18 protein-coding genes and 1 pseudogene are annotated in these 24,758 nt (G+C 36.7%); 18 read left to right on the top strand and 1 reads right to left on the bottom strand.

The features are described from left to right. Positions 1–9 precede the first annotated feature (9 nt). The 18 genes and pseudogenes from VZL98_02265 (at position 10) to VZL98_02350 (ending at position 23,432) form a co-directional block, all read left to right on the top strand. Complete coding sequence (locus VZL98_02265; GenBank protein ID WVH63797.1) at positions 10–480, top strand: DUF986 family protein; 471 nt, start codon at positions 10–12, stop codon at positions 478–480. Beyond that, positions 480–1,394, top strand: a complete 915-nt coding sequence (locus VZL98_02270; protein ID WVH63798.1) for a P1 family peptidase — start codon at positions 480–482, stop codon at positions 1,392–1,394. Before VZL98_02265 ends, VZL98_02270 begins: the two co-directional genes overlap by 1 nt. A gap of 80 nt (positions 1,395–1,474) precedes the next feature. Next, positions 1,475–2,212 (top strand): ECF transporter S component, encoded by a 738-nt coding sequence (locus VZL98_02275; GenBank protein ID WVH63799.1) that lies wholly within the window; start codon positions 1,475–1,477, stop codon positions 2,210–2,212. A gap of 23 nt (positions 2,213–2,235) precedes the next feature. Then, positions 2,236–3,012: a type III pantothenate kinase gene (locus tag VZL98_02280; GenBank protein ID WVH63800.1), complete on the top strand. Its 777-nt coding sequence runs from the start codon at positions 2,236–2,238 to the stop codon at positions 3,010–3,012. After that, the gene (dusB, locus tag VZL98_02285; GenBank protein ID WVH63801.1) at positions 2,993–3,967 is read left to right on the top strand and encodes a tRNA dihydrouridine synthase DusB; all 975 of its coding nucleotides are present in this window, start codon (positions 2,993–2,995) and stop codon (positions 3,965–3,967) included. The genes VZL98_02280 and dusB overlap by 20 nt, the downstream gene beginning before the upstream one ends. Before the next feature lie 129 nt (positions 3,968–4,096). Next, the gene (greA, locus tag VZL98_02290; protein WVH63802.1) at positions 4,097–4,573 is read left to right on the top strand and encodes a transcription elongation factor GreA; all 477 of its coding nucleotides are present in this window, start codon (positions 4,097–4,099) and stop codon (positions 4,571–4,573) included. A 51-nt stretch (positions 4,574–4,624) separates the two neighbouring features. Next, positions 4,625–6,534 (top strand): annotated as a pseudogene (lysS, locus tag VZL98_02295) (lysine--tRNA ligase). A 352-nt stretch (positions 6,535–6,886) separates the two neighbouring features. Then, positions 6,887–7,360 carry a hypothetical protein gene (locus tag VZL98_02300; GenBank protein WVH63803.1) on the top strand — a complete coding sequence of 158 codons (474 nt, stop codon included), beginning with the start codon at positions 6,887–6,889 and terminating at the stop codon, positions 7,358–7,360. A gap of 457 nt (positions 7,361–7,817) precedes the next feature. Then, positions 7,818–8,585 carry a thioredoxin family protein gene (locus tag VZL98_02305; protein ID WVH63804.1) on the top strand — a complete coding sequence of 256 codons (768 nt, stop codon included), beginning with the start codon at positions 7,818–7,820 and terminating at the stop codon, positions 8,583–8,585. Next, positions 8,575–9,156, top strand: a complete 582-nt coding sequence (locus tag VZL98_02310; protein WVH63805.1) for a cytochrome c biogenesis protein CcdA — start codon at positions 8,575–8,577, stop codon at positions 9,154–9,156. The genes VZL98_02305 and VZL98_02310 overlap by 11 nt, the downstream gene beginning before the upstream one ends. Positions 9,157–9,466: 310 nt before the next feature. Further along, the gene (locus VZL98_02315) at positions 9,467–10,867 is read left to right on the top strand and encodes a sodium:alanine symporter family protein (protein ID WVH63806.1); all 1,401 of its coding nucleotides are present in this window, start codon (positions 9,467–9,469) and stop codon (positions 10,865–10,867) included. A gap of 137 nt (positions 10,868–11,004) precedes the next feature. Continuing rightward, positions 11,005–12,456, top strand: coding sequence for an alpha-amylase (locus VZL98_02320; protein WVH63807.1), 1,452 nt, complete (start codon positions 11,005–11,007; stop codon positions 12,454–12,456). A 190-nt stretch (positions 12,457–12,646) separates the two neighbouring features. Further along, complete coding sequence (locus VZL98_02325; protein WVH63808.1) at positions 12,647–13,168, top strand: phosphatidylglycerophosphatase A; 522 nt, start codon at positions 12,647–12,649, stop codon at positions 13,166–13,168. After that, positions 13,155–13,817 carry a ribonuclease H family protein gene (locus tag VZL98_02330; GenBank protein WVH63809.1) on the top strand — a complete coding sequence of 221 codons (663 nt, stop codon included), beginning with the start codon at positions 13,155–13,157 and terminating at the stop codon, positions 13,815–13,817. Before VZL98_02325 ends, VZL98_02330 begins: the two co-directional genes overlap by 14 nt. 42 nt (positions 13,818–13,859) lie before the next feature. Beyond that, a complete protein-coding gene (mscL, locus tag VZL98_02335; protein WVH63810.1) occupies positions 13,860–14,252 on the top strand; it encodes a large conductance mechanosensitive channel protein MscL in 393 nt (130 codons plus the stop codon). Between the two features lie 596 nt (positions 14,253–14,848). Beyond that, the gene (locus VZL98_02340; GenBank protein WVH63811.1) at positions 14,849–15,715 is read left to right on the top strand and encodes an aminoglycoside 6-adenylyltransferase; all 867 of its coding nucleotides are present in this window, start codon (positions 14,849–14,851) and stop codon (positions 15,713–15,715) included. Between the two features lie 636 nt (positions 15,716–16,351). Then, positions 16,352–19,372, top strand: a complete 3,021-nt coding sequence (locus tag VZL98_02345; GenBank protein WVH63812.1) for a cell wall-binding repeat-containing protein — start codon at positions 16,352–16,354, stop codon at positions 19,370–19,372. Positions 19,373–20,381: 1,009 nt separating this feature from the next. Then, positions 20,382–23,432: a cell wall-binding repeat-containing protein gene (locus VZL98_02350; protein WVH63813.1), complete on the top strand. Its 3,051-nt coding sequence runs from the start codon at positions 20,382–20,384 to the stop codon at positions 23,430–23,432. 292 nt (positions 23,433–23,724) lie between these two features. Here the strand turns inward: VZL98_02350 and VZL98_02355 are convergent, their stop codons facing one another. Continuing rightward, positions 23,725–24,225: a transposase gene (locus VZL98_02355; GenBank protein WVH63814.1), complete on the bottom strand. Its 501-nt coding sequence runs from the start codon at positions 24,223–24,225 to the stop codon at positions 23,725–23,727. Between the last annotated feature and the right edge of the window lie 533 nt (positions 24,226–24,758).

Genomic DNA, 24,758 nt, shown 5'->3' on the forward strand with positions numbered 1-24,758 from the left:
GAGCCAAAAATGAAAAGCGATGAAATGATACTTGCCCTCTATACAATAATGTTTGCATTTGTAGTATACATGTCGTACAAGACCTTTACGATAAGGAAAGACATCAAAGGTGAACAGATTACATTCAATCAAAAACCCAAGATTTTACAATATATACTCGTAGGACTCCTATTGGCTATGATATTTATGGTACAAGGAATCTATTTGAAAATCATCCTTTTGGGTATCTCGACATATTTTGTATACAATTCAACAGAAAAAATATCATTTTCTGAACATGGTATTTACCATAATGGTAGATTGGAGGCTTGGGATGATATTAAGCAGTGGCAATTTGACGATAAAAAAGATGCGCTTATTATTCACACTTCTAAACAAAAGCCAAACAATGTAAGGATTTATCCTACGAGAAAAGAAGATAAAGACGAAATCAACAAGACGATAAGAAAGTTTAAACAAAAGAAAAACAGGAAAAAATAATGGATGGAAATATAGTAATTCCCGCGGGAATCAAAATAGGACATTATACCGATGAGAGCGCTAAAACAGGCTGCACCGTACTTGTATTCGAAGACGGTGCAACTTGCAGTGTAGATGTAAGGGGGGGAGCACCAGGTACAAGAGAAACCGATTTACTCGAACCGGGCAATCTTGTAAATATGGTCCATGCCATCCTACTTAGTGGAGGATCTGCTTTCGGCCTGGATGCAGCTACAGGAGTAATGCAGGAACTGGAATCAAGAGGTATCGGATTTATGACACCTGATGCCGTCGTTCCGATAGTACCGGCTGCGGTAATTTACGACTTGAGTATAGGAAATCCCGGAATAAGACCGGATGCAAAAGCAGGAAGAACTGCAACTCAAAATGCTTTGGATTCTAGTGAAAAACCCGAACTCTCAGGTAGTATTGGAGCCGGAACGGGAGCCACGGTAGCAAAGATGCTCGGTATGGAAGCTTCAACTAAATCCGGTATCGGATCTGCAAGTGTAATCAGTGGAGAAACCGAAGTATTTGCTTTAGTTGTAGTCAATGCGGTTGGTGATATCTACGATGAGACAAATGGTCAAATAATTGCAATGCCTAAAAATCCTGTAAGTGGCGAATCGTATCCATCTGAACAATTAATTCTAAATTACAATAATCCAACACCTCTTCAAAATACCACAATAGGAGTCATTGCTACAAATGCAAGGCTCACCAAAGCTGAACTGAAGAGGCTATGCATATCAGGACATGATGCCTATGCACAATGTATAAAACCCGTTCACAGTCTAAGTGACGGAGATACAGTATTTGCCGTCTCTACAGCCAAAATCGAGGACAACCTGGACAAACTTATGGTTATGGCATCGAAAGCTGTCAGAGAGGCTATAAAAAATTCAATTAGATGATAATTAACTCCGTTTGCTAAGGCGGAAGTGATTTATCAAATATGACCGGTATCCAAAGAGAACCGGATCGGAGGTATAAAATGAAAAATAAAATTAGCACAAGAGAACTATCCATAATGGGACTACTTATAGGAATAATGATAGTCCTTACATCGACACCACTGGGATTCATTCCGGTAGGACCGATTTTTGCAACAACAATCCACATACCCGTATTAATAGCTGCAATACTATTAGGAAGAAAAGGCGGAACGATAATGGGGTTGGTATTTGGTCTATTATCACTGATAAGGGCATATACGAATCCAACCGCAACGAGTTTCATATTCATGGATCCATTAGTATCCCTTTTCCCTAGAATTGCAATGGGCTATTTAACGGGCTTATTTTATGATAAGGTAAAAGACAAAAATCCTGGCAAAATCAAGACGGCTGCATTTGTAATAGCAGGCATACTGATGATTTATACAGCTTATAATCTGTTCAAGAGGCTTTCTGAAGGTTTTTCAGCCTCTGTTATAAGCTATATCATATTCATAATCTTGACCATAGGAATTATGCTCATACTGAATAATTCCAAGGATAAAAACAAATTCAGCTTCTACATCACAGCTGCTTTCGGTACTGCCTTTAATACATTTTCAGTACTGTCAATGGTCTATTTTTTACATGCCAAAGGATTTATGGAAGCAATCGGAAAAACTCCAGATATTGCACTCAACACCATACTTTCAATAGCAGTAATAAACGGACTGCCTGAAATACTTGTAGCCGGAATTTTAGTAGCAGCAGTCGTCGGTGTAATTAAGAAAAAATAAGAAATGCTAAATAGGAGAAAAATATGTTATTAGTAATAGATATCGGAAACACAAATATAGTTTTTGGGGTTTATGACGGAGATGAGTTGACGCACTACTGGAGAATATCATCCGATACCGACAGAGCATCAGATGAATACGGTTTGATATTGATACAACTTTTAAATGTCAATGACCTTGAATATGGTGATATTGACGATGTCATAATTGCCTCAGTAGTACCGAAACTTACTCATACCATTCCAACCATGTGTGAGAGATATCTGAATATTACTCCAATTATAGTTGGAACCGGAACAAAAACGGGAATCAATATAAGATACGATAATCCTAAAGAAGTCGGAGCAGATAGGATTGTAAACTCTGTAGCAGGCTATGAGCACTATGGTGGACCATTGATAATAGTAGACATCGGTACTGCCATAAGCTTTGATGTAATTAATGAAAAAGGCGATTATCTAGGTGGAGCAATAGCACCCGGCATTGGAATAGCAAGTGATGCGCTATTTATGCGAACATCAAAACTTCCAAAAGTAGAACTGACCGATCCTAGTAGAGTAATAGGCAGAACTACAATACAGAGTATGCAGTCCGGAATTATCTTCGGATATATAGGACTTATAGACGGAATGATAGAGAGAATACTTGAAGAAATGGGAACCACTGTAGAAAACACCAAAGTATTGGGAACAGGAGGTTTCAGTAGACTTATAATCCAACAGAGTAAATACATAAACGAATTGGATATAATGCTTACATTAAAAGGGCTTAAACTGATATATGAAAAAAATAGAAAGTAGTAATTCAAAAAAAACACCAAAAATCTACATGGCGCCCATGGCAGGGATTACAGATAGGGCCTTTAGGGAAATGTGCACTGAATTCGGTGCGGATATATGCTTTACAGAAATGGTAAATGTCAAAGGACTCTATTATGGAGATGAAGGAACTGACAGACTCCTTGACATGGGACCAGAAGAGACAAATGTAGGAATACAGATTTTCGGTAGAGATGTAGAAATTATAGAAAAAGTAATCTACTACAAAACAAATAAACTCGAAAATATTAAAATTCTCGATTTTAATATCGGATGTCCTGCTCCTAAGATATTCAAAAACAGGGAAGGATCATACCTTATGAGTGAACCTGAACTGGTTGGCAAGATACTTGAAACCATGGTAAAGACATCCAAGGTACCGGTATCCGCCAAGATAAGACTGGGAACAGACCCTAAAAACATCAACTACAAGGAAATAGCCAAAATTGCTGAAGAAGCCGGTGTTTGTCAATTGACATTACATGGAAGAACCAGAGACAGTTATTATTCGGGTGAAGTCAATATAGAAGCAATAAAAGAGTTAGTAGAACTTTTGGACATCCCCGTAATTGGAAATGGAGATATATTTTCTGCAGAAGATGCTGTCCATATGCTGGAGTATACAAGATGTGACTCCATCATGATAGCAAGAGGTGCACTCGGCAATCCTTTTATATTCAGTGAAATTAAAGAAGCTCTTAAAGGTAATGAGTTTAGTAAACCAGACTTAGAGATGAGAAGAGAAGTACTACTCAGACATTACGAAAAGATAAGAGAATACAAGCCCGAACATATTGCAATCAGAGAGATGAGAAAACATGCAGCCTGGTATCTTAAAGGACTACCCGGATCAAATATCATAAAAAACAAGATAAACACAGCTCAAAGCATGGAGGAGGTTCTCACACATCTGGACTCTATGGAAACAAGTGCATAAAAGCTATAAATTTAATATGTATTGACATTATAATTTATAAAGTATAAAACTATTATGTGAAATCTTGACAAAAGTTAAAATATATTATAATATTCGCATTATTAGTAAAAATCACCAAGGAGAGAGATTATGGTACAGAAAGAAGTAATTTTGACAAAAGAAGGACTTCAAAAATTAGAAGAAGAATTAAACCTTCTTAGAACTACGAGAAGAAAAGAAATAGCTGAAAAAATAAAAATAGCTAGAGGATTCGGAGATTTATCTGAAAATGCTGAATACGACGAAGCCAAAACCGAGCAAGCACAAAATGAAGATAGAATCATGAAACTTGAAAATATGCTAAGAAATGCTCAAACCATAGATGAATCAGCAATATCAAAAGATAAAGTCAGTATTGGATCAAAAATCAAGATACTGGATATCGAATTTGACGAAGAGCTGGAGTATACCATTGTCGGTTCAGCAGAAGCGGATCCGATAAAAGGACTTATTTCAAATGTTTCACCCGTTGGAAGCGCGCTAATAGGAAAAAAAGCAGGAGAAACTGTATCTGTTAATGCACCCGGCGGCATAGTTGAGTACAAAATACTTGAACTTATAGTATAATATAAGAGTAAGGTATAACATTATTATTACAGTTAATCAACAGGAGGTATTATGTCAGAGATACAAGATTTAAATGAAATGTTACAGATAAAAAGAGATAAATTGGATGCCTTAATAGCTGAAGGTAAAGATCCGCATAAAATAGGGAAATTTACCGATAGACAATTTGCAGACGACATAATAAATAATTACGACGATTACGAAGGAAAGACAGTAAGAGTAGCCGGAAGAATTATGTCTAAAAGAGGTCATGGTAAGGTAAACTTCATGCATCTGCAAGACTCAACGGGCAGAATCCAACTCTTTAATAGATTAAATGACTTAGGTGAACAAGAATACGAAGAGGTTTTAAAATACGATATAGGGGATATAATTGGCGCTGAAGGTGAGGTATTTACAACAAAAACAGGTGAAATCTCAGTTAGAACCAAGAAAATAACCCTACTGACAAAATCACTTCAAATACTACCTGAAAAGTTCCATGGTCTTGTAGACCCTGACTTAAGATACAGACAGAGATATGTCGACTTAATAGTTAATCCTGAAGTAAAACAAACCTTCCTGATGAGAAACAAAATACTTAAATCAATCAGAAGATATCTTGACGATATAGGATTCTTAGAAGTTGAAACACCTGTTTTAAACACAATTGCCGGTGGAGCAGTAGCCAGACCATTTATAACACATCACAATACACTTGATATAGACATGTATCTAAGAATCGCAAACGAACTATACCTAAAGAGACTTATAGTCGGTGGATTCGAAAAAGTCTATGAGATGGGAAGAATGTTCAGAAACGAAGGAATGGATACCACTCATAATCCGGAATATACCGCAATCGAACTATATGCGGCATATGAAGACTACGAATACATGCTTAAACTTACAGAAGAACTGGTACACTATGTAGTTAAAGAAGTAAGGGGAACCTCAGTTATTGAATTTGCAGGAGTTGAACTGGACTTCACTCCGCCTTGGAACAGAATGAAGATGACCGAAGCCATCAAAAAATACACAGGCATCGACTTTGAAGACTATAAGACTGAAGAAGAAGCTATAGCACTTGCAAAAGAAAAGGGTATAGAACTGGAACCTCACTTTACAAGAGGACATATAATTGCTGAATTCTTTGAAGAATTCTGTGAGGACAAACTGGTTCAACCAACCTTTATCACTCACCACCCGGTAGAAGTCAGCCCGCTTGCTAAAAGAGATCCTGAAGATCCGAGATACACAGACAGATTTGAAGCATTTTGCAATACACATGAGATAGCAAATGCATTCTCGGAATTAAATGACGCAAGAGATCAAAGAGAGAGATTTGGAAGCACAAGTTGCAGCAAGAGAAAGTGGAGATAGTGAAGCGCATATGATGGATAATGACTTTATCAATGCACTTGAAGTAGGACTTCCGCCTACAGGCGGATTGGGTATCGGTGTAGACAGACTAGTAATGATAATTACAGGTAGAGAATCGATAAGAGACGTAATACTCTTCCCAACCATGAAGCCAATTGGTAAAAAAGACGAACATGAATTCGAAGAAGAAGCGAACCTTACAGAAGGTGGAAGCACCAAAAATAGATTTTTCCAAAGTAAAAGTTGAACCACTTTTCGAAGACATGCTTGACTTTGAAACTTTCTGTAAAGCAGACTATAGAGCTGTTAAAGTTCTGAACTGTGAAGAGGTGCCAAAATCCAATAAACTTCTTAAATTTACGCTCGACGACGGATCAAGCGAAGATAGAATCATACTAAGCGGTATCAAAGAATACTATAGTGCAGAAGAATTAATAGGAAAAACACTTCTTGCCATTTGTAATCTTCCACCACGTAAAATGATGGGAATTGACTCCGAAGGAATGATTATTTCAGCCGTCCACGATGAAGAAGGCCAGGAAAAACTAAACTTATTGATGTTGAGTCCAAGAATACCAGCAGGAGCAAAGATGTACTAAAATTATAGAACCGTAGTCAGTATTTAAATGCTGACTACGGTTTTTTTATGGGGGAGTTGTGAGTTTGAGGGAAGTTGGCAGTCATTGCCTCTCTCTGACGAGGGAGGTGGGGTTGCGAAGTAAACTTGGAGGGAGATTTATACATAAAGCGACATCTTCATGTCGCTACTATAAACTCTAACCTCAAAACTCCGGCATAATTATAAAACCTTAATCACCATACGCTTAAAATAGTAGAAATCCGTATTTCATTGACTTTATACCCTACAAATAATATAATATAAGTTAATGACAGGAAGATAGTGGTAATGATAAACTGTTATCACTTCATTTATTAAGGAAAGGAGTTCATATGAAAAGTAGAATAATGATTCTTATAATTACACTGCTACTGCTCTCGATGTTGACGGCATGCGTTCAGACATCGCTTCCGGATGATTTGTCAGGGAAGATAGACAGGAGCAGAACTGTGGAGTATGTAGTTATTAAAAAAGAACAAAAAGATGATATTCTCTATATATTTTCAGGAAAAGGAAAAGAAGCACCTGAGGAAAAGAAAGATGAAAAACCTGAAAAACAAGAGGATGTGAAAGATGAACTCGATGAAGTAAAACCTGAAGAACCGGTTGAAAATGAAAAACCGCCAGAAGAAACAACAGAACCCAAAACACCTGAGAGTGAAGTCAGAGAAATACCAACTCCGGCAACTCCCCCTGCGGACAACACAAACGATAATGATGGCGGAGATACTCAAAATGAAGATACAAACGACTACCAAATAGGGGATGAACCGGGAGCAGCCGTAATCCCTGATGATGGTGAATAAATCTGAAAGCTCGATCGAGCTTTCTTTTTTTGCTTTTAAATATGACGATAATTAAATAAATTGAATCATAATAACGTAATAATTGATTATTATTATCAATACAGGGTATAATAGATTATTGTAAAGCTAAAAATAGTTTTAGAACTGAGTTGGGTAATTTGGTAGTGTAATGGCTTTTTAAATCTTTAGTCAAATACTTTAGACTATCGATTGGATTATACAATCATAAGCACAGATTATTGAATGTACTTATGATAAATCAAGAATCAGGACCTAAGTTTTTTGGTTTTGATTTGGAGCTATTCTTATTACGACATTTTATGGATAAAATAAAAAAGGTACATTTTATACAAAATAGCCAGAATCATTTGGGAATGTGTTTATGTTTTATAATAAATCATAAGCATATTCAATCACGACCAACAGCCAAAACTTACAATTAACAAAAGGAGTAAATATGAGAAAAAATACAGGAAGATTTGTAATATTAGGGATTATACTACTCTCAATAGTGGGGATATGGTACTATAAAAACTCGAGCAAGACGGTAGATAATACTAAAACAGAAACAAAAGTAGAAGAGAAAGCAGTAACAGAAGATAAAAAGAACGAAAAACCGGAAGAACCTAAGGCTGATACAGCTGAAGTAAAAGAAGAAAATAAGAAACAGGAAACTGAAAAGAAAGAAGAAGCTGAAAATAAACAGGAGAACACTGAAACGAAACCTGAGGAAAAACCTCAAGAGACCGCTTCATCCGGCTCAGGACTTGAAGCTTATAAAACACTTCTTGAAAGTGAAGCACTAACCGAAACCACCGAGGGAGATTTCGATCTTTATAATGGAGATAATATAGATGTTGAAAGATATAAGGAGTACAAAAGACCGATGATGATAGTATTCGGTTCTGAAAGCTGTGTATATTGTAAACAAATGCAACCTGATTTAGTGAAACTGAACGAAGAACTAAACGGAAAAGCTCTAGTAAAATATATTGACATCAATAAATATCCCGAGTTCTCTGCTAAATGGCCAATTCAAGCAACTCCGGCAATAATACTTGTAGATTCGGAAGGTAAACCCTATGAACCGTCAGAAAAATATTCAAAGAATGTATATAAATTTAAGGCTCAGGGTTCTGAAGATCATGCACTTTCCATGGCATTCGGCAAACTGGAAAAACAGATGATGGAAGAAATCTTAGGTGAGATGAACCATGCTAGATAAGATACTATTAGATTTAAGTGCAGCTATAAGAGGGGGAGGAGTCATGCTTCCCCTTATTGCATTATTGGGAGGATTTTTGACATCGTTAACTCCCTGCTCACTATCTTCACTACCGATTATTATCGCCTACTTGGGGGCAGGTAAAAAACTTGATGCTTCCGGAGCATTTAAAATTTCACTGACTTACGCTTTAGGCAATGGTGTAACATTGGTGGCTCTTGGTGTAATTGCTGCATTACTCGGAAGGCTTGTTAACTTTGCAGGTAGATGGTGGTATTTATTCCTCGGATTTCTAATGATTATCATGGCTCTTCAGCTATTTGGGGTGATTGACATCTTTGGTAAACTCCAACAAAGTGGGCGAAGATTTGAACAAAAAAAGGGAGGAGCATTTGTTCTTGGACTACTCTCGGGCTTTTTCGCTTCCACCATGTGCAACACCGGTTATGATTGCACTTATGGCAATGATTGGAGGGACAGGTTCAGGTATCATGACCGGAATACTGCTGTTTTTACTTTATGCGATTGGACATGGGATAACGGTTGTAATAGTTGGTACCTCGCTTGGTAAATTCAGTTTTATACAATCAGGTAAAGGGTATCAGAAGTTCTCTGTAATAATAAATTATATCTTTGGAATACTCGTGCTTGTACTTGGACTTTATATGTTATATCTCGGGTTCTAAGTGTTTTATTCAAGCTTAAAAAAGTCGGATTTTTGAACTATAAATGCTAACTTTTCTAGTTTTATTTTCGAAAAAATATTGTTAAAAAAATTCATTTAATTAGATAAATATAGAATAACGTTTGCAATCCTCCTTTAATATGGTATTATATAGAAGAATGGTAGCAGTGCTACCAAATAATCTAAGGAGGAATATATGGAAGCATTATTAAACATTGTAAAGGCCATCAATGGTCAACTTTGGGGACCACCTATGATGATTATCTTAGGAGGATTCGGACTTATCTCTACACTATATCTAGGATTTCCTCAATTTACAAGACTAGGCACAGGTTTCAAAGAGAGTTTTGGTAAAATATTTGCCAGAGAAGAAGGAAGAGAAGGTTCCATGTCATCTTTCCAATCACTTGCAACAGCAATAGCTGCTCAGGTTGGTACTGGAAATATCGGTGGGGTTGCAACGGCAATCGTATCCGGTGGACCTGGAGCAATCTTCTGGATGTGGATTATAGCAATATTTGGTATGTCAACCATCTCTGTAGAGGCATTATTGGCTCAAAAATACAGAGAAACCAAAGGAGGGGAATTGGTTGGAGGACCTGCTTACTATATCCATAACGGTCTAAGAGAAAAAGGTATGGATGGACTTGGAAAATTCCTAGCTGCTTTCTTCGCAGTAACCATAATCTTAGCACTTGGAGTTATCGGAAACATGGTACAATCAAACTCAATAGCTCAGGTAGTAGGTAATGCATTCGGTATCCAACCAATCATAATTGGTGTAGTACTTGCAGTATTTGCAGGACTTATCTTTATGGGTGGTATGAGCCGTATAGCTAAATTTACCGAGCTTGTAGTTCCTATAATGGCAGCTGTTTACATCGTAGGATCAATTGCAATCCTAGTTAAATTTAGTAATATGATTGGACCGGTTATAAGCGCAATATTTACATCAGCATTTAGTTCCAAAGCAGTACTTGGTGGGGTTGCCGGTGTTGCAGTTAAAACAGCAATCAGATACGGAATTGCAAGAGGATTATTCTCAAACGAAGCAGGTATGGGATCTACACCTAACTCTCACGCCGTTGCTGACGTAGCACACCCGGTAGTACAAGGTACAGTTGCAATGGTTGGAGTATTTATAGACACTATTATCGTTTGTACTGCAACAGCAATGGTAGTCTTAGTTACAGGAGCAGACAAACTTGGTATACAAGGTCCTAGAGTTACTCAGGAAGCATTCATCGAAGCATTTGGCTCAGGTGGAGGTAAATTCCTTGCAGTAGCGCTAATGTTCTTCGCATTTACGACAATCGTTGGTTGGTACTACTTCGGTGAAGGTAATACAAAATACCTATTCAAATCACCTGCAGCAATAAGAGTTTACCAGATCATAGTACTTGCATTCGTAATACTTGGATCAGTACTTGAAGTAGAAATCGTATGGGAACTTGCAGACATGTTTAACGGAATAATGGTTATTCCGAACGTTATCGGACTTTTCATACTTCTTAACGAAGCTAAGAAAATGTACGCAGATTACGACGAACAAGTACGTAAGGGAGAAGCGCTTCACTTCGATTACAAATATCAATAAAAATCATAAAAAGCCATGCATGCATGGCTTTTTTTATTTGGAAAGCAGTTAAATTACGATTTTTTGTTAATAATTAACTAATTCGGGTAATATTATAAGTGTGAGAAAGACTAATAAACATCCGTGGAGGAAATAAAATGAATTTAGTAATGTTCCAAGGTTTTCAGTGGTATTTACCCGATGACGGAAACTATTATAAAAAAATGAAAAAATTGATACCTGAGTTAAAAGAAGTCGGGATAGATGCTATTTGGCTGCCACCATTTTGCAAAGCTACCGGATCAAATGATGTAGGATACGGTATCTATGACTTATATGATTTAGGAGAATTCGATCAAAAAGGCAGCATAAGAACAAAGTATGGAACAAAAGAAGAACTACTTGCATTAATTGAAGAAATGCATGATAATAATATATTGGTATATGCAGATATTGTAATGAATCATAAAGCCTCAGCAGATTATACTGAAAAATTTATGGCGGTAAAAGTAGATCCGAATGATCGAATCAGAGAAATATCAGAGCCGCATGAAATTGAAGGTTGGACGGGTTTTAACTTCCCGGGTAGGGGAAATAAATATTCTAAATTCAAATGGAACTATAATCATTTTAATGGAGTAGATATGGATGCATACACCGGAGAGCATGGAGTATTCAGAATACTGGGAGAAAATAAAGGTTGGTCTTTCGGTGTTTCTCCTGAAAAAGGTAATTTTGATTACCTGATGTTTTCCAATATAGACCACGCTCATCCCGATGTAGTAAAAGAGTTTAAAGCTTGGGCAAGATGGTTGGTTGACACGACCGGTGTTGATGGATTTAGAATAGATGCCGCAAAACACATAGATGGACTTTATATGAAAGAATTTACAGAATATGTAGAAAAGACCTTTGGTGATACATTTTATATATTTGGAGAATACTGGAACGCAGACCCAAACCAAACGAACCATTATCTATATGAAACCGGATACAAACTTGATATATTTGATGTAGGCCTTCACTTTAACATGGCTACCGCTTCTAATGCAGGTGGAGATTACGATCTTAGACAGATATTCGATAATACAGTCGTAAGCGAACACCCGATGATAGCTGTGACATTTGTCGACAATCACGACTCGCAGCCGGGACAAGCATTAAGCTCTTTTATACAATCTTGGTTTAAAAGTATAGCATATGGGCTTATTCTCTTAAGAAAAGACGGGTACCCTTGCATCTTTTATGGTGACTACTACGGAGTAGAAGCAGATGATGACAAGGCGATAGAACCACAAAAGGAAATTATAGATAAATTATTATATATAAGGAAAAACTACGCATACGGCGATCAATTCGACTACTTTGAAGATCCGCATACCATAGGATGGGTTAGAACGGGGGATGAAGAGCATCCAAGCGGCTTGGCAGTTGTGATGACAAATAGAGATCAGTCCTCAATCATAATGAACCTCGGTAAGGAGAGAGCAGGAAGTGTATACATCGATTTAACCGGACAAATAGCAGAAGAAATCATATTAGATGAAAATGGAAACGGTGAGTTCATTGCGCCCGCAGGTGGGATAGCCGCTTATGGAGTTAAAGAATAGCAGCGAGGATTAAGTGGCAAATGAATAAAATTAGATAAAATATATTAACACTAGAAATAAAGCAATAATTTATATAGATTTAACAGAAAACAGCAAATATTTTGATACTATAGATGACGTCTGTTGTTTAAATTAAAGCTTGCATTGTTAAGCTGAGTTAAATAGACTAAAAACTGAAAAAGGAGACACTATGACTTACAAAAAAAATCGTTATAAATATCCCGTTGAGGAATTGACGGTATACGCGAAAGAAGCACTTGAAAGAAGAGGAGTAAAACTTGAGCAGATAGCAGAAATAATCTACTCATTACAAAAAGACTATGTCAACGACTTAGACCTAGAAACATGTATGTACCATTTGGAAAAAGTGCTTGAAAAAAGAGAGGTCGTTCATGCAATTCTAACCGGAATAGCAATTGATGAAATTGCAGAAAAAGACCTTTTTGACGATCCAATTCTATCCATAATCAAATCAGACGAAGGACTTTACGGAATTGACGAAATCCTTCCACTATCCATAATAAATCTATACGGCTCAATAGGACTTACCAATTTTGGGTATTTAGATAAAGAGAAGACCGGTATTATAAGAGAGTTGGATTTGAGAAAAGACAATGTCGTAAATACCTTCCTGGACGATATTATAGCCGCACTTGCAGCTGCATCGGCAAGTAGGCTTGCTCACTCGTATCAAAAGCATGAAGACAAGTAAAAAATACTATGCCGTAAAAGTTGGAAAAACGCCCGGTATCTACGAAACATGGGAAGAATGTCAAAAACAAGTTAAAGGTTTTTCAGGAGCTGTCTTTAAGAGTTTTAAATTAAAAAGAGATGCAGAAAACTATATTTTGGAAGATGCACAGCAGAACAACCCTTTTAACATAACCGATTCGACTAAAAACGGCGGAGAGTTGGCAGAAGAAATTATCATGAGACTAAAAGAAGACGAAATGGTAGCCTATGTCGACGGTTCATTCAATTCTAAAAAACGCATTTTCGGATATGGTGTAGTAATTTTTACAAGCTCCGGAAAAAGTGAATACTCAGGAAGCTCTACCTGTGAAGACTGTGTGGACTTTCGTAATGTTGCCGGCGAAGTTTATGGTGCAGTATATGCAATGAAAAGAGCAGTACATCACAAAATACAAAAACTCTATTTACACTATGACTATACGGGAATCAAACACTGGGCAAAAGGAGAATGGAAGAGGAATAATCTCCTTACAAAAAAATACCACGATTACTACAATTCAATAGTAGATAAATTAGAAGTTCAGTTTATAAAAGTAGAAGCTCACACCGGAGATACTTTTAATGAAGAAGCTGACAGATTAGCAAAAGAAGCATGTGGCAACAGTTAATCTATCCGAAAGGATTGATATAATAGCCAAAAGGAGGAGAATATGTTAAAAGAGTTTAAAGAATTTGCAATGAGAGGCAATGTAGTCGACCTGGCTATAGGGGTAGTACTTGGGGGAGCATTTGGAGCAATCATAACCGGATTGGTAGAAGGAATCATAAATCCGATAATAGGAGCATTAACTGCCGGCATAACAATAGACGAATTATCAGCAAATATTGCAGGTGTAGATATGAAATACGGAATGGTATTATCTGCAATATTAAAGTTTATTATAATTGCATTCGTAATCTTCTTGGTAGTTAAAGCCATTAATAAAGCTAAAAAACCTGAAGCAGAACCGGATCCAACCACAAAAGTTTGTCCATTCTGCAAAACAGACATCCCAATAGAAGCAACCAGATGTCCTAATTGTACAAGTGAATTAAAAGCTTAATAAAAAAGTCCCCGATGGGGATTTTTTTATTGGGTTTATTAATGGGGAGTATGGGTTGGTCGTGAGTTTTAAATATAGCAGTAGAATTCTTCGAATTCTTTTATTTAGTAACTCCCCTGCGTCAGATGGAGCAGGCAAAAAACGACATCTCCGGACTGAAAATGTTATTAAACAAACGTAGGAGTATGGGCAACCGCTACCTATGACGTAAGTTTATGATTCTACGACCGAGGAAAAAGGTTGATTTAGCCATCTATGAAGCGAAGTAGAGGAGCTGCCCCTAGCTCCATCTTTGGTGATGAATTACCTTCGGATTGAAATTATGATTATACTAACGTGGAAGTGTGGGCACTTCCTCTACTTCTTGAATATTTTTTTGATTATACAAATGTGGAAGTGGGTGCAACCCCTACTTACTTCATATATTTATTTATGATTATACGAGCGTGGAAAGGGGTAATCAGCCTGTCATCATTAAACCTTCGGGGGTAGGGGAAAGTTCCCTATACATAGACTTACTAATCTTGGCGATGTCTTTAATTTTTAATGTTTTTACTATATAATGAATATGAGAATAATCACATGGGGGAATTTTCGTGCGAGATACTACAACCGTAATGGGTTTAATTTTAGATATAGCAAAAAACGACAATAGAATAAGAGCCGTATTTCAAACCGGGTCCAGAGTCAATCCTCTTGTCAATAGAGACATTATGCAGGACTATGACATCATTTACTGTGTTCAAGACGTAGAGGCATTTAAAACGGATGAAAGCTTCTTAGAGCCTATGGGAGAGCCTATACTGGTGCACAAACCTGATGCCATGAAGACACTTGGTAGAACCGCGTCAGAGACCTTTTTGTATAGCTGTCTTTTTGAAGATGGGGTTAAGGTCGACTTTAAATTTTATCCCGTAGAGAAAATAACGAATCTAATGACTACGGAAACCTTGCTTCTTCTACTTATGGACAAGGACAACCTCATTCAGCAGCTGGCAGTATCTTCAGATGTTGGATATAGAGCCGGAAGAGCGACTAAAAACGAATTTGAAGAAGTAACTGCCGAGTTTTTTTACAGAGTTGTGGAGATGACACCCTATCTATATAGGAAGCAAACCATCGGCGGTTTCTATGCTTATAGGGAGCTTATGGACATGCTGAATCGCATGCTATCGTGGTATATAGCCAATGAAAAGGACTACAAAGTCAACTTAGGCAAGAATTACAGAGATATTGCTAAAAATTTGGATGATGAGTATAGAAATATCTATATTGACGTATACCCGAGTATGGATTCGGAGGAATTCTGGAGAGCGCTCTTCGCTGCATGTACACTGTTTAGGAAACTTGGTCTAACTCTTGCGGAAAGACTAGGCTATAACTACCCAAGACAGACGGATGTGCGAGTTAGTGCCCATATCAGAAAGGTGTGGCAACAGGCGAAAAAGGCTAGAATTCAATAGATTAACAAAAAAGGTTACAAAGTGTTAACAAAACTTAATAAATTATTGAAATTCAAAATCTGATAAAAATTTAATGCTATATTTTAAAACGATTTAGAATAAAAACACCTTTAAAAGCTTGAAAACATCGGCTACTACCTCGAAATGGGGAATTTAAACTATTGAATTTTTATATTTTTCAAATTGTATCAAAAGTATAAAAATATTCTGGAAATGCATATATTAATTGCTTTATATGTAAATTCAATCAGAATCGCTTGAAATTCTTAAAACTTGCCCTTATAATATAGGTATCGAGGATGGACCTCGACTAAAACGCAACCCTGCAGTGAGATTTCAAAAAGCGCCATAAATAATAACTGCAATTATTATGTTGAAATCTCCTAGAGCACCTTGAAAATACTAAACACTGAAAATATGTCCGCACATACTACGTAGCGCATCGATGCTACAGAAAAGGATGTGTCCACCCATTCGTAGACGTCGATGTGGAGTGGATAAGAACAGTGGCTTTTTTCAGAATTTGCATATTATAGCTATGAGATTCAATTCATAGTATAAATGCAAAACTTGCACTAGGGTAATGCAAGGTAAGAGTTTTAGAATAATAATATTTACGGAGGAGTGAATAAAAGTATGAACAAAAACGTAAGAAAAATGTTGGCAATGATGCTGGCACTAATCATGGTTTTTGCAGCAGCAGTTCCTGTATTCGCAGATAACACTGACGATTCAAATGCTGCAAATAAACCGGACAACTTCACATTTGCTGATGACGGATTATGGTTAAACTTTGATGTTAACTATAAAAAATCAAAAGCATTTATAACTACCAAGTTCTATAAAGTTAATGAATTAGATACTTCAAACGAAGCTAATTGGGTAGAACTTGAAGGTGATGCTGATGGTAACTACAAGAAATTATTTAAGCCAGGAGAACTTGGTCTTGAAGATGTTGGAGTAATAACTTTCTATATCATTATTTCTGACAAAGACAATGCTCAACCAAGATACTGGAAAGTAGTTGCTAATCTTGATGAGCAAGAAATTATCTCAGATGATGAACTTAATGAAGATGGAACAACTAAAGATGCTGAAGGATGGAAATTCAGTGAACTAGACAGCACACAAAACATCCAACCAGTTAAGAAATCTCAAGTAGTTCCTGTAGTTGGAGACTTTGAATTCTGTATCAGATGGCAATATAGCGATCCTAATGCAGGACAAGATGCTTATGCACTTCCAACAAACCTTAGAGCACTTATGTTCTATGTAGATAAAGGTAAGGATCATACTGTTGAAGCTAACAGAACATATATACTAGGTCACTGGGCTGGCGATGCTTGGGTAAAACCTGGAACAGACGGAAAACTTTGCTATAAAGGTGAGATACTAAAAGGTAAGGACTACTATGTAGCTTATAACCATAACACAGAAGTATTCCAAAATGTACCTGACTACAATAAGAATGGAAACAAACTGGTTAAACTATTTACAGCTGAAACAGCAAACAAATGGGTAAATGGTGCTTGGGCATATGAAGTAGAAAGAAATCCTGACGGAAGCCACAAGGATCCATACGAATTCAAAATGGAACTTACACCGGTTGAACTAGGTCAATTCCTAATGAGAGCAATCGGAACAGCTAATCAGCCTGTAAGAAAAGTACACTTTGGAGTATTTATCCTAGACCAAACTGATGCTTTCCACTACAAGAAAGATCAAAATGGTAACTTAATTCCTAAGAATCCTGGAGTTCCTTTCTATGTAACAGATGCAACTAACTGGAATGGATATGCAGGAATTGCTAGAGAAGATATTAAAACTCATCCTGTAACAGGAGTAGTATCTATACTAGCTAACAATGGTCCACTAGCAGGACAATGGTTAAACCTAAGAACAGGTGAAATCCTAGGTGTTCAAGCTATGGATAATGAAGACTATCCATTCCCAGCACCTGGAAATGAAGATACAGGATACAAATACAATGATAAAGTTTATCCTCTAAACCTATGGAAGATAAAAGACATCTCAAGATACAATGAAGCTCTTAAAGGAACAGCAGTAGATCCAAAAGAAATCTACGAATTAAGAGATGACAAAGTAGTAGTAACAATTCCATTTGCAGATCTATTTGCAACAATCAGAGTTAAGATATTTAACGCTGGAAGAACTCCACAAGTTAGACAACCTGTAACAGGAGCAAAAGTAGGACTATATGAAAACGGAAACGACCATATAGGACAAGAAATCAAACTAGGAAAAGAACTACTAGTTAAGCAAACAGATGAATACGGAATCGTAGAATTCAAAGGCGTTCCGGTATCAAATGTTAAAACATTCTTCTGGCCAAATGAGTTACTAAGAGAAGAACAAAATCCTGCACACAATGTACCTGGTAGAGATAACCTTGATGAGAGCTTTAATTATGGAGACCATGTATACAACAATGCATATATGGGAATTTCAATGCCATACCTAATCAAGCAGCTTGATACAGGTAACCATGAAGGACTTACTCCATATCCAAACATTATCTCAACTAGAGGATACTTTGAAGATCATAACAATTCAAACTGGACATTCGAAGACCTAGCAATAACAAGATCAGATTACGGTTTTGTACTTGATATCGAAATCGAAAACCATGCAGATTTCTTCGGAATGGACAATAGAATTGCAGGAAAGAATAGATTTGACACAGCAGTAGCAATAGCTAAAGCACAATTCCCTAAAGGATTAACTGCAAAAGACGGTTACAAGAATGTAGTAGTAGCAGAAGTAAAAACATTTGCTGACGCATTAACTGCAGGAGTAGTAGCATTTGAATACAAAGCACCACTACTAATGGTACAAGGAAACGAACTACCAGACGATACAGCTAAGTATATCAAAGCTAATGCAGACAGAGTAATCATCGTAGGTGGATTCAGCACTGTATCAAATAAAGTAGCTGATGAGATAAGAGATCTTGGCGTAGTAGTTAAGAGAATCTCAGGCTCAAACAGATTTGGAACAGCAGTTGAAGTAGGAGAAGCATTCAGAGGATTAATCGCAGCATCTAACGAAAGACCGGCATTTAACCTTGGATACGATACTAAATCTACTGTATTCCTAGCAAACGCATACACATTTGCTGACGCATTAACAGCATCTGTACCTGCAGCATACTACGGAATTCCAATACTTCTAACTCACCAAGACAAGCTAGCTCCGGAAACAATCGAAGCATTAGCTAAGTGGGATATAGAAAAAGTAATAATCGTAGGTGGAGAAAAATCAGTTTCTAAAGCAGTAGAAAATGAATTAGCAAACCTAGGTAAAGGATATTCAGTAGAAAGATTCTCAGGAGCAACAAGACAATTAACTTCAATGAAACTAGCAAATGTATTCTTTGAAGATGTAACAAGAGTATTCTTCGCAAACGGAGATGCATTCTCAGATGCATTAGCAGCAGCACCATTTGGCGCAAGAGTAAAAGCACCAATAATCTTAGTAGAAAAAGACGTAGTTTCTGACGATGTAGTAAACTTCTTAAGAAGCAACAACATCTTAGAAGGAACAATCTTCGGTGGAACTGATCAAATCTCAACAGCAGTAAGAGATCAATTAGCAAATATCTTAAACTTAAGAATTGAGTACCCAGGAATCCACTAAAATCAAATAATTAAGAGCGATCGAAAGATCGCTCTTTTTTCGTTTTGGAATAAAGTAGAAGAGGTATTAGTTGTATGAGGTTATGGGGATGAGGAAGCAGGGTTAGTGATGGTTGGGGATAGTTGGTAGTGGGGTGGTCGTGAGTTTAAAATATAGCAGTAGAATTCTTCGAACTCCTCTATGTGTATCTCTCCCTCAGTCAACCAAGTTGACAGCTCCCTCGTCAGATGGAGCCGCAAAAAGAAACACATGATTGGTGTGAATTCGACTGCCAAAAGTTGGAGTCAAGAAAAAGCGACATTACTTTGTCGCTACATTAAAAGTCTAACCTCAAACCTCTAAAATCTCACATCTAAAACTGTGAGGTGGGTTTGAAAAGCTAACTCGGAGGGAGAGAAATAACAAAAGAGATATCTCTTCTTCGCTACTTTAAAAGTCTAATCTCAAATATTTACATCTGTTTTTTATTAGGTTTCATGCAAAGAATTCCCAAGAACGAAGTGATTGGATAGAATTCAACGGTTAAAAAGATTTATTTTTCAAAGAAGCCGGGCAGCTCATCAACTTAATAACACATTATTTGAATTGACACGGCCTTTTTATAGCTATCTAATAAAAGTTTTTAATAAACTTGAAATATTACGCTTGCAATACTATAATAGATGTATTGAGGATGGACCTCAACTAAAACGTTACCCTGCTGTGAGATTTCATAATCGCCATAAATAATAACTGCAATTATTATACTGAAGTCTCCTAGAGCACCTTGAAAATACTAAGCACTGAAAATATGTCCGCACATACTACGTAGCGCATCGATGCTACAGAAAAGGATGTGTCCACCCATTCGTAGACGTCGATGTGGAGTGGATAAGAACAGTGGCTTTTTTCAGAATTTGCATATTATAGCTATGAGATTCAATTCATAGTATAAATGCAAAACTTGCACTAGGGTAATGCAAGGTAAGAGTTTTAGAATAATAATATTTACGGAGGAGTGAATAAAAGTATGAACAAAAACGTAAGAAAAATGTTGGCAATGATGCTGGCTTTCATCATGGTTTTTGCTGCAGCTGTACCTGTATTTGCAGATAACACTGACGATTCAAATGCAGCTAATAATCCACCGATACTAAAATGGGTTGAAGGCGAAGGACTATGGATGAACTTTAGCGTTAACTATGAAAAATCTATAGCAAGACTATCAAGTGAATTTATCCATGCTAATGATTTTGACACAGCAGATAAAGAAGACTGGGTAAAACTTGAAGGCGATGCTGATGGAAACTTCAAAAAGTTAGTAAATAATGGTGACTTTGGCGTTCAATTGTTCTGTACAGGAGCATTGGGAGGAGAAGGTGAAGTAGCACCTGAACCTTCAGACTGTGGTCTATTTGTGACTATTACAGACAAAGACAATGGACAACCAAGATACTGGAGAATTTGGTTAGCTAGTTATGATGGTGTTAATTATGAAATCCATTCAGAAGAACTTAACGAAGACGGAACTTCTAAAATTAGAGAAGGATGGGAATTTGATAAATTAGATCCTGTTCACAATATCCAACCTGTTAAGAAATCTCAACAGGTAGATGTTAAACAGCCAGTTAAGTTCTGCGTCAGATTCCAGTACAATGATCCTAATGCAGGTCATGATACTTATAGTATCAGAACAGTACCTTTAGCTTTTATATTCCATGTTGCAAAAGGGGCTGACCCTAAAACTGCACCTCGTGTTAGTCACGATGTTGTTTTTGTAGGCTCTGATGGTTTGTTTTGCTTTGAAGATCATATAGTAGAAGGAAGAGATTACTATTTGGCTTATCATATAAATGGTCAATACTTTGATACAACTGCTGAACACTTAGAAGATGTGTTAGTTCATAGAAAACTATTTACAGCGGAAACTGAAGATAAATGGGTAAATGGTGCTTGGGCATATGAAGTTGAAAGAGATGAAAAAGGAAACCATACTAATCCACATACATTTATAGAAGAATTAATCGCGAAAGAATTAGGCCAATTCCTAATGAGAGCAATCGGAACAGCTAATCAGCCTGTAAGAAAAGTACACTTTGGAGTATTTATCCTAGACCAAACTGATGCTTTCCACTATAAGAAAGATCAAAATGGTAACTTAATTCCTAAGAATCCTGGAGTTCCTTTCTATGTAACAGATGCAACTAACTGGAATGGATATGCAGGAATCAAGAAAGATGATATTAAAACTCATCCTGTAACAGGAGTAGTATCAATCAAAGCTAACAATGGTCTACTAGCAGGACAATGGTTAAACCTAAGAACAGGTGAAATCCTAGGTGTTCAAGCTATGGATAATGAAGACTATCCATTCCCGGCACCTGGAAATGAAGATACAGGATACAAATACAATGATAAAGTTTATCCTCTAAACCTATGGAAGATAAAAGACATCTCAAGATACAATGAAGCTCTTAAAGGAACAGCAGTAGATCCAAAAGAAATCTACGAATTAAGAGATGACAAAGTAGTAGTAACAATTCCATTTGCAGATCTATTTGCAACAATCAGAGTTAAGATATTTAACGCTGGAAGAACTCCACAAGTTAGACAACCTGTAACAGGAGCAAAAGTAGGACTATATGAAAACGGAAACGATCATATAGGACAAGAAATCAAACTAGGAAAAGAACTACTAGTTAAGCAAACAGATGAATACGGAATCGTAGAATTCAAAGGCGTTCCGGTATCAAATGTTAAAACATTCTTCTGGCCAAATGAGTTACTAAGAGAAGAACAAAATCCTGCATTCAATGTACCTGGTAGAAAGAACCTTGATGAGAGCTTTAATTATGGAGACCATGTATACAACAATGCATATATGGGAATTTCAATGCCATACCTAATCAAACAGCTTGATACAGGTAACCATGAAGGACTTACTCCATATCCAAACATTATCTCAACTAGAGGATACTTTGAAGATCATAACAATTCAAACTGGACATTCGAAGACCTAGCAATAACAAGATCAGATTATGGTTTTGTACTTGATATCGAAATCGAAAACCATGCAGATTTCTTCGGAATGGACAATAGAATTGCAGGAAAGAATAGATTTGACACAGCAGTAGCAATAGCTAAAGCACAATTCCCTAAAGGATTGACTGCAAAAGACGGTTACAAGAATGTAGTAGTAGGAGAAGTAAAAACATTTGCTGACGCATTAACTGCAGGAGTAGTAGCATTTGAATACAAAGCACCACTACTAATGGTACAAGGAAACGAACTACCAGACGATACAGCTAAGTATATCAAAGCTAATGCAGACAGAGTAATCATCGTAGGTGGATTCAGCACTGTATCAAATAAAGTAGCTGATGAGATAAGAGATCTTGGCGTAGTAGTTAAGAGAATCTCAGGCTCAAACAGATTTGGAACAGCAGTTGAAGTAGGAGAAGCATTCAGAGGATTAATCGCAGCAACAAACGAAAGACCGGCATTTAACCTTGGATACGATACTAAATCAACAGTATTCCTAGCAAACGCATACACATTTGCTGACGCATTAACAGCATCTGTACCTGCAGCATACTACGGAATTCCAATACTTCTAACTCACCAAGACAAGCTAGCTCCGGAAACAATCGAAGCATTAGCTAAGTGGGATATAGAAAAAGTAATAATCGTAGGTGGAGAAAAATCAGTTTCTAAAGCAGTAGAAAATGAAATAGCAAACCTAGGTAAAGGATATTCAGTAGAAAGATTCTCAGGAGCAACAAGACAATTAACTTCAATGGTACTAGCTAAGACATTCTTTGAAGATGTAACAAGAGTATTCTTCGCAAACGGAGATGCATTCTCAGATGCATTAGCAGCAGCACCATTTGGAGCAAGAGTAAAAGCACCAATAATCTTAGTAGAAAAAGATAAAGTTTCTGACGATGTAGTAAACTTCTTAAGAAGCAACAACATCTTAGAAGGAACAATCTTCGGTGGAACTGATCAAATCTCAACAGCAGTAAGAGATCAATTAGCAAACATCTTAAACTTAAGAATTGAGTACCCAGGAATCCACTAAAAACAAATAATTAAGAGCGATCGAAAGATCGCTCTTTTTAAGTTTTGGAATATTGATGGGTCGCCCAATTTTGCGCGTTTGTACAATCAAAAAACCAAGGAAATAGGTAGAGGAAGTGCCCACACTTCCACGTTAGGCATAAAACTATTTCAGTCCGAAGGTAATTCATCACTAAAGATGGAGCTAGTGGCAGCTCCTCTACTTAATCGCATGGTTGACTAATTTAACCTAGTTTGTGTTGTTTATAAACATAAATAAACAATGTACGACTTAACAATCTAATATTGATGGATTATTTAACATAATATTCATCTAAATTCCATTTTATGGGGTTTTCATCTATATACTTAGCTAATTCAAAATACTCTTTGTCATTTCTTACTATCCTATCAAAAAATGATTTTTGCCATAAATTTGAACCGTGTTTGTTTAGGAATTCATCCGATACCGATTTTCTAGATATTGACTTAATAGCCTTAACAATATTTGAAATATTGTAATTAATCTTACAATTATTAATATCTGTCAAATCTACGATTAAATGTATATGATTCGGCATGATTACATAATGAGGAATGTATATGTCAAACTCATCGTTGTATCTTTGAATAACCTTATCGCATTCCAAACCTAGTTCTGATAATATAATCTTTGGCTTTTCCATTTTATTAAAATCATGGATTTGGGATAGAATACTTTTCTTTAAGTATGTACAAAAAGTGATGAAATAGATATTGGCAGTGCTATAATCATAATTTTGATATCTATTTCCTTTTCTATAAAAACTCACCATTCAACACCTCTTAGTTCTTATTCTTACATATACGCTATTAGTAATGCTATATACTATATTGATATTTACCCGATTACCCAAGTTCAACACAAGAACATCTTAGCACGAAGGTAATTCATCACCAAAAATGGAGCTAGGGGCAGCTCCTCTACCTCGCACCATAGATGGCTAAATCAACCTCTTTCCGTGGTCGTGGAATCATAAAATTATGTCATAGGTAGCGGAAGTGCCCACACTTCCACGTTTGACAAATGATAATTTAGCACAAAGGTAATTCATCACCAAAGATGGAGCTAGGGGCAGCTCCTCTACCTCGCACCATAGATGGCTAAATCAACCTCTTTCCGCGGTCGTAGAATCATAAACTTATGTCATAGGTAGCGGAAGTGCCCACACTTCCATGTTAAGCAAATGATAATTTCAACACGAAGGTAATTTATCGTCAAAGATGGAGCTAAGGCTCAATTAAAAGCACCTCCCCATTTATCCTTGATTTGAACTTATGATTATGTTATCCTATTCGTATATGTTTG

The organism is Peptoniphilaceae bacterium AMB_02, assembly GCA_036321625.1.
In the GTDB taxonomy this organism is placed as follows: Bacteria; Bacillota; Clostridia; order Tissierellales; family Peptoniphilaceae; genus Microaceticoccus; species Microaceticoccus formicicus.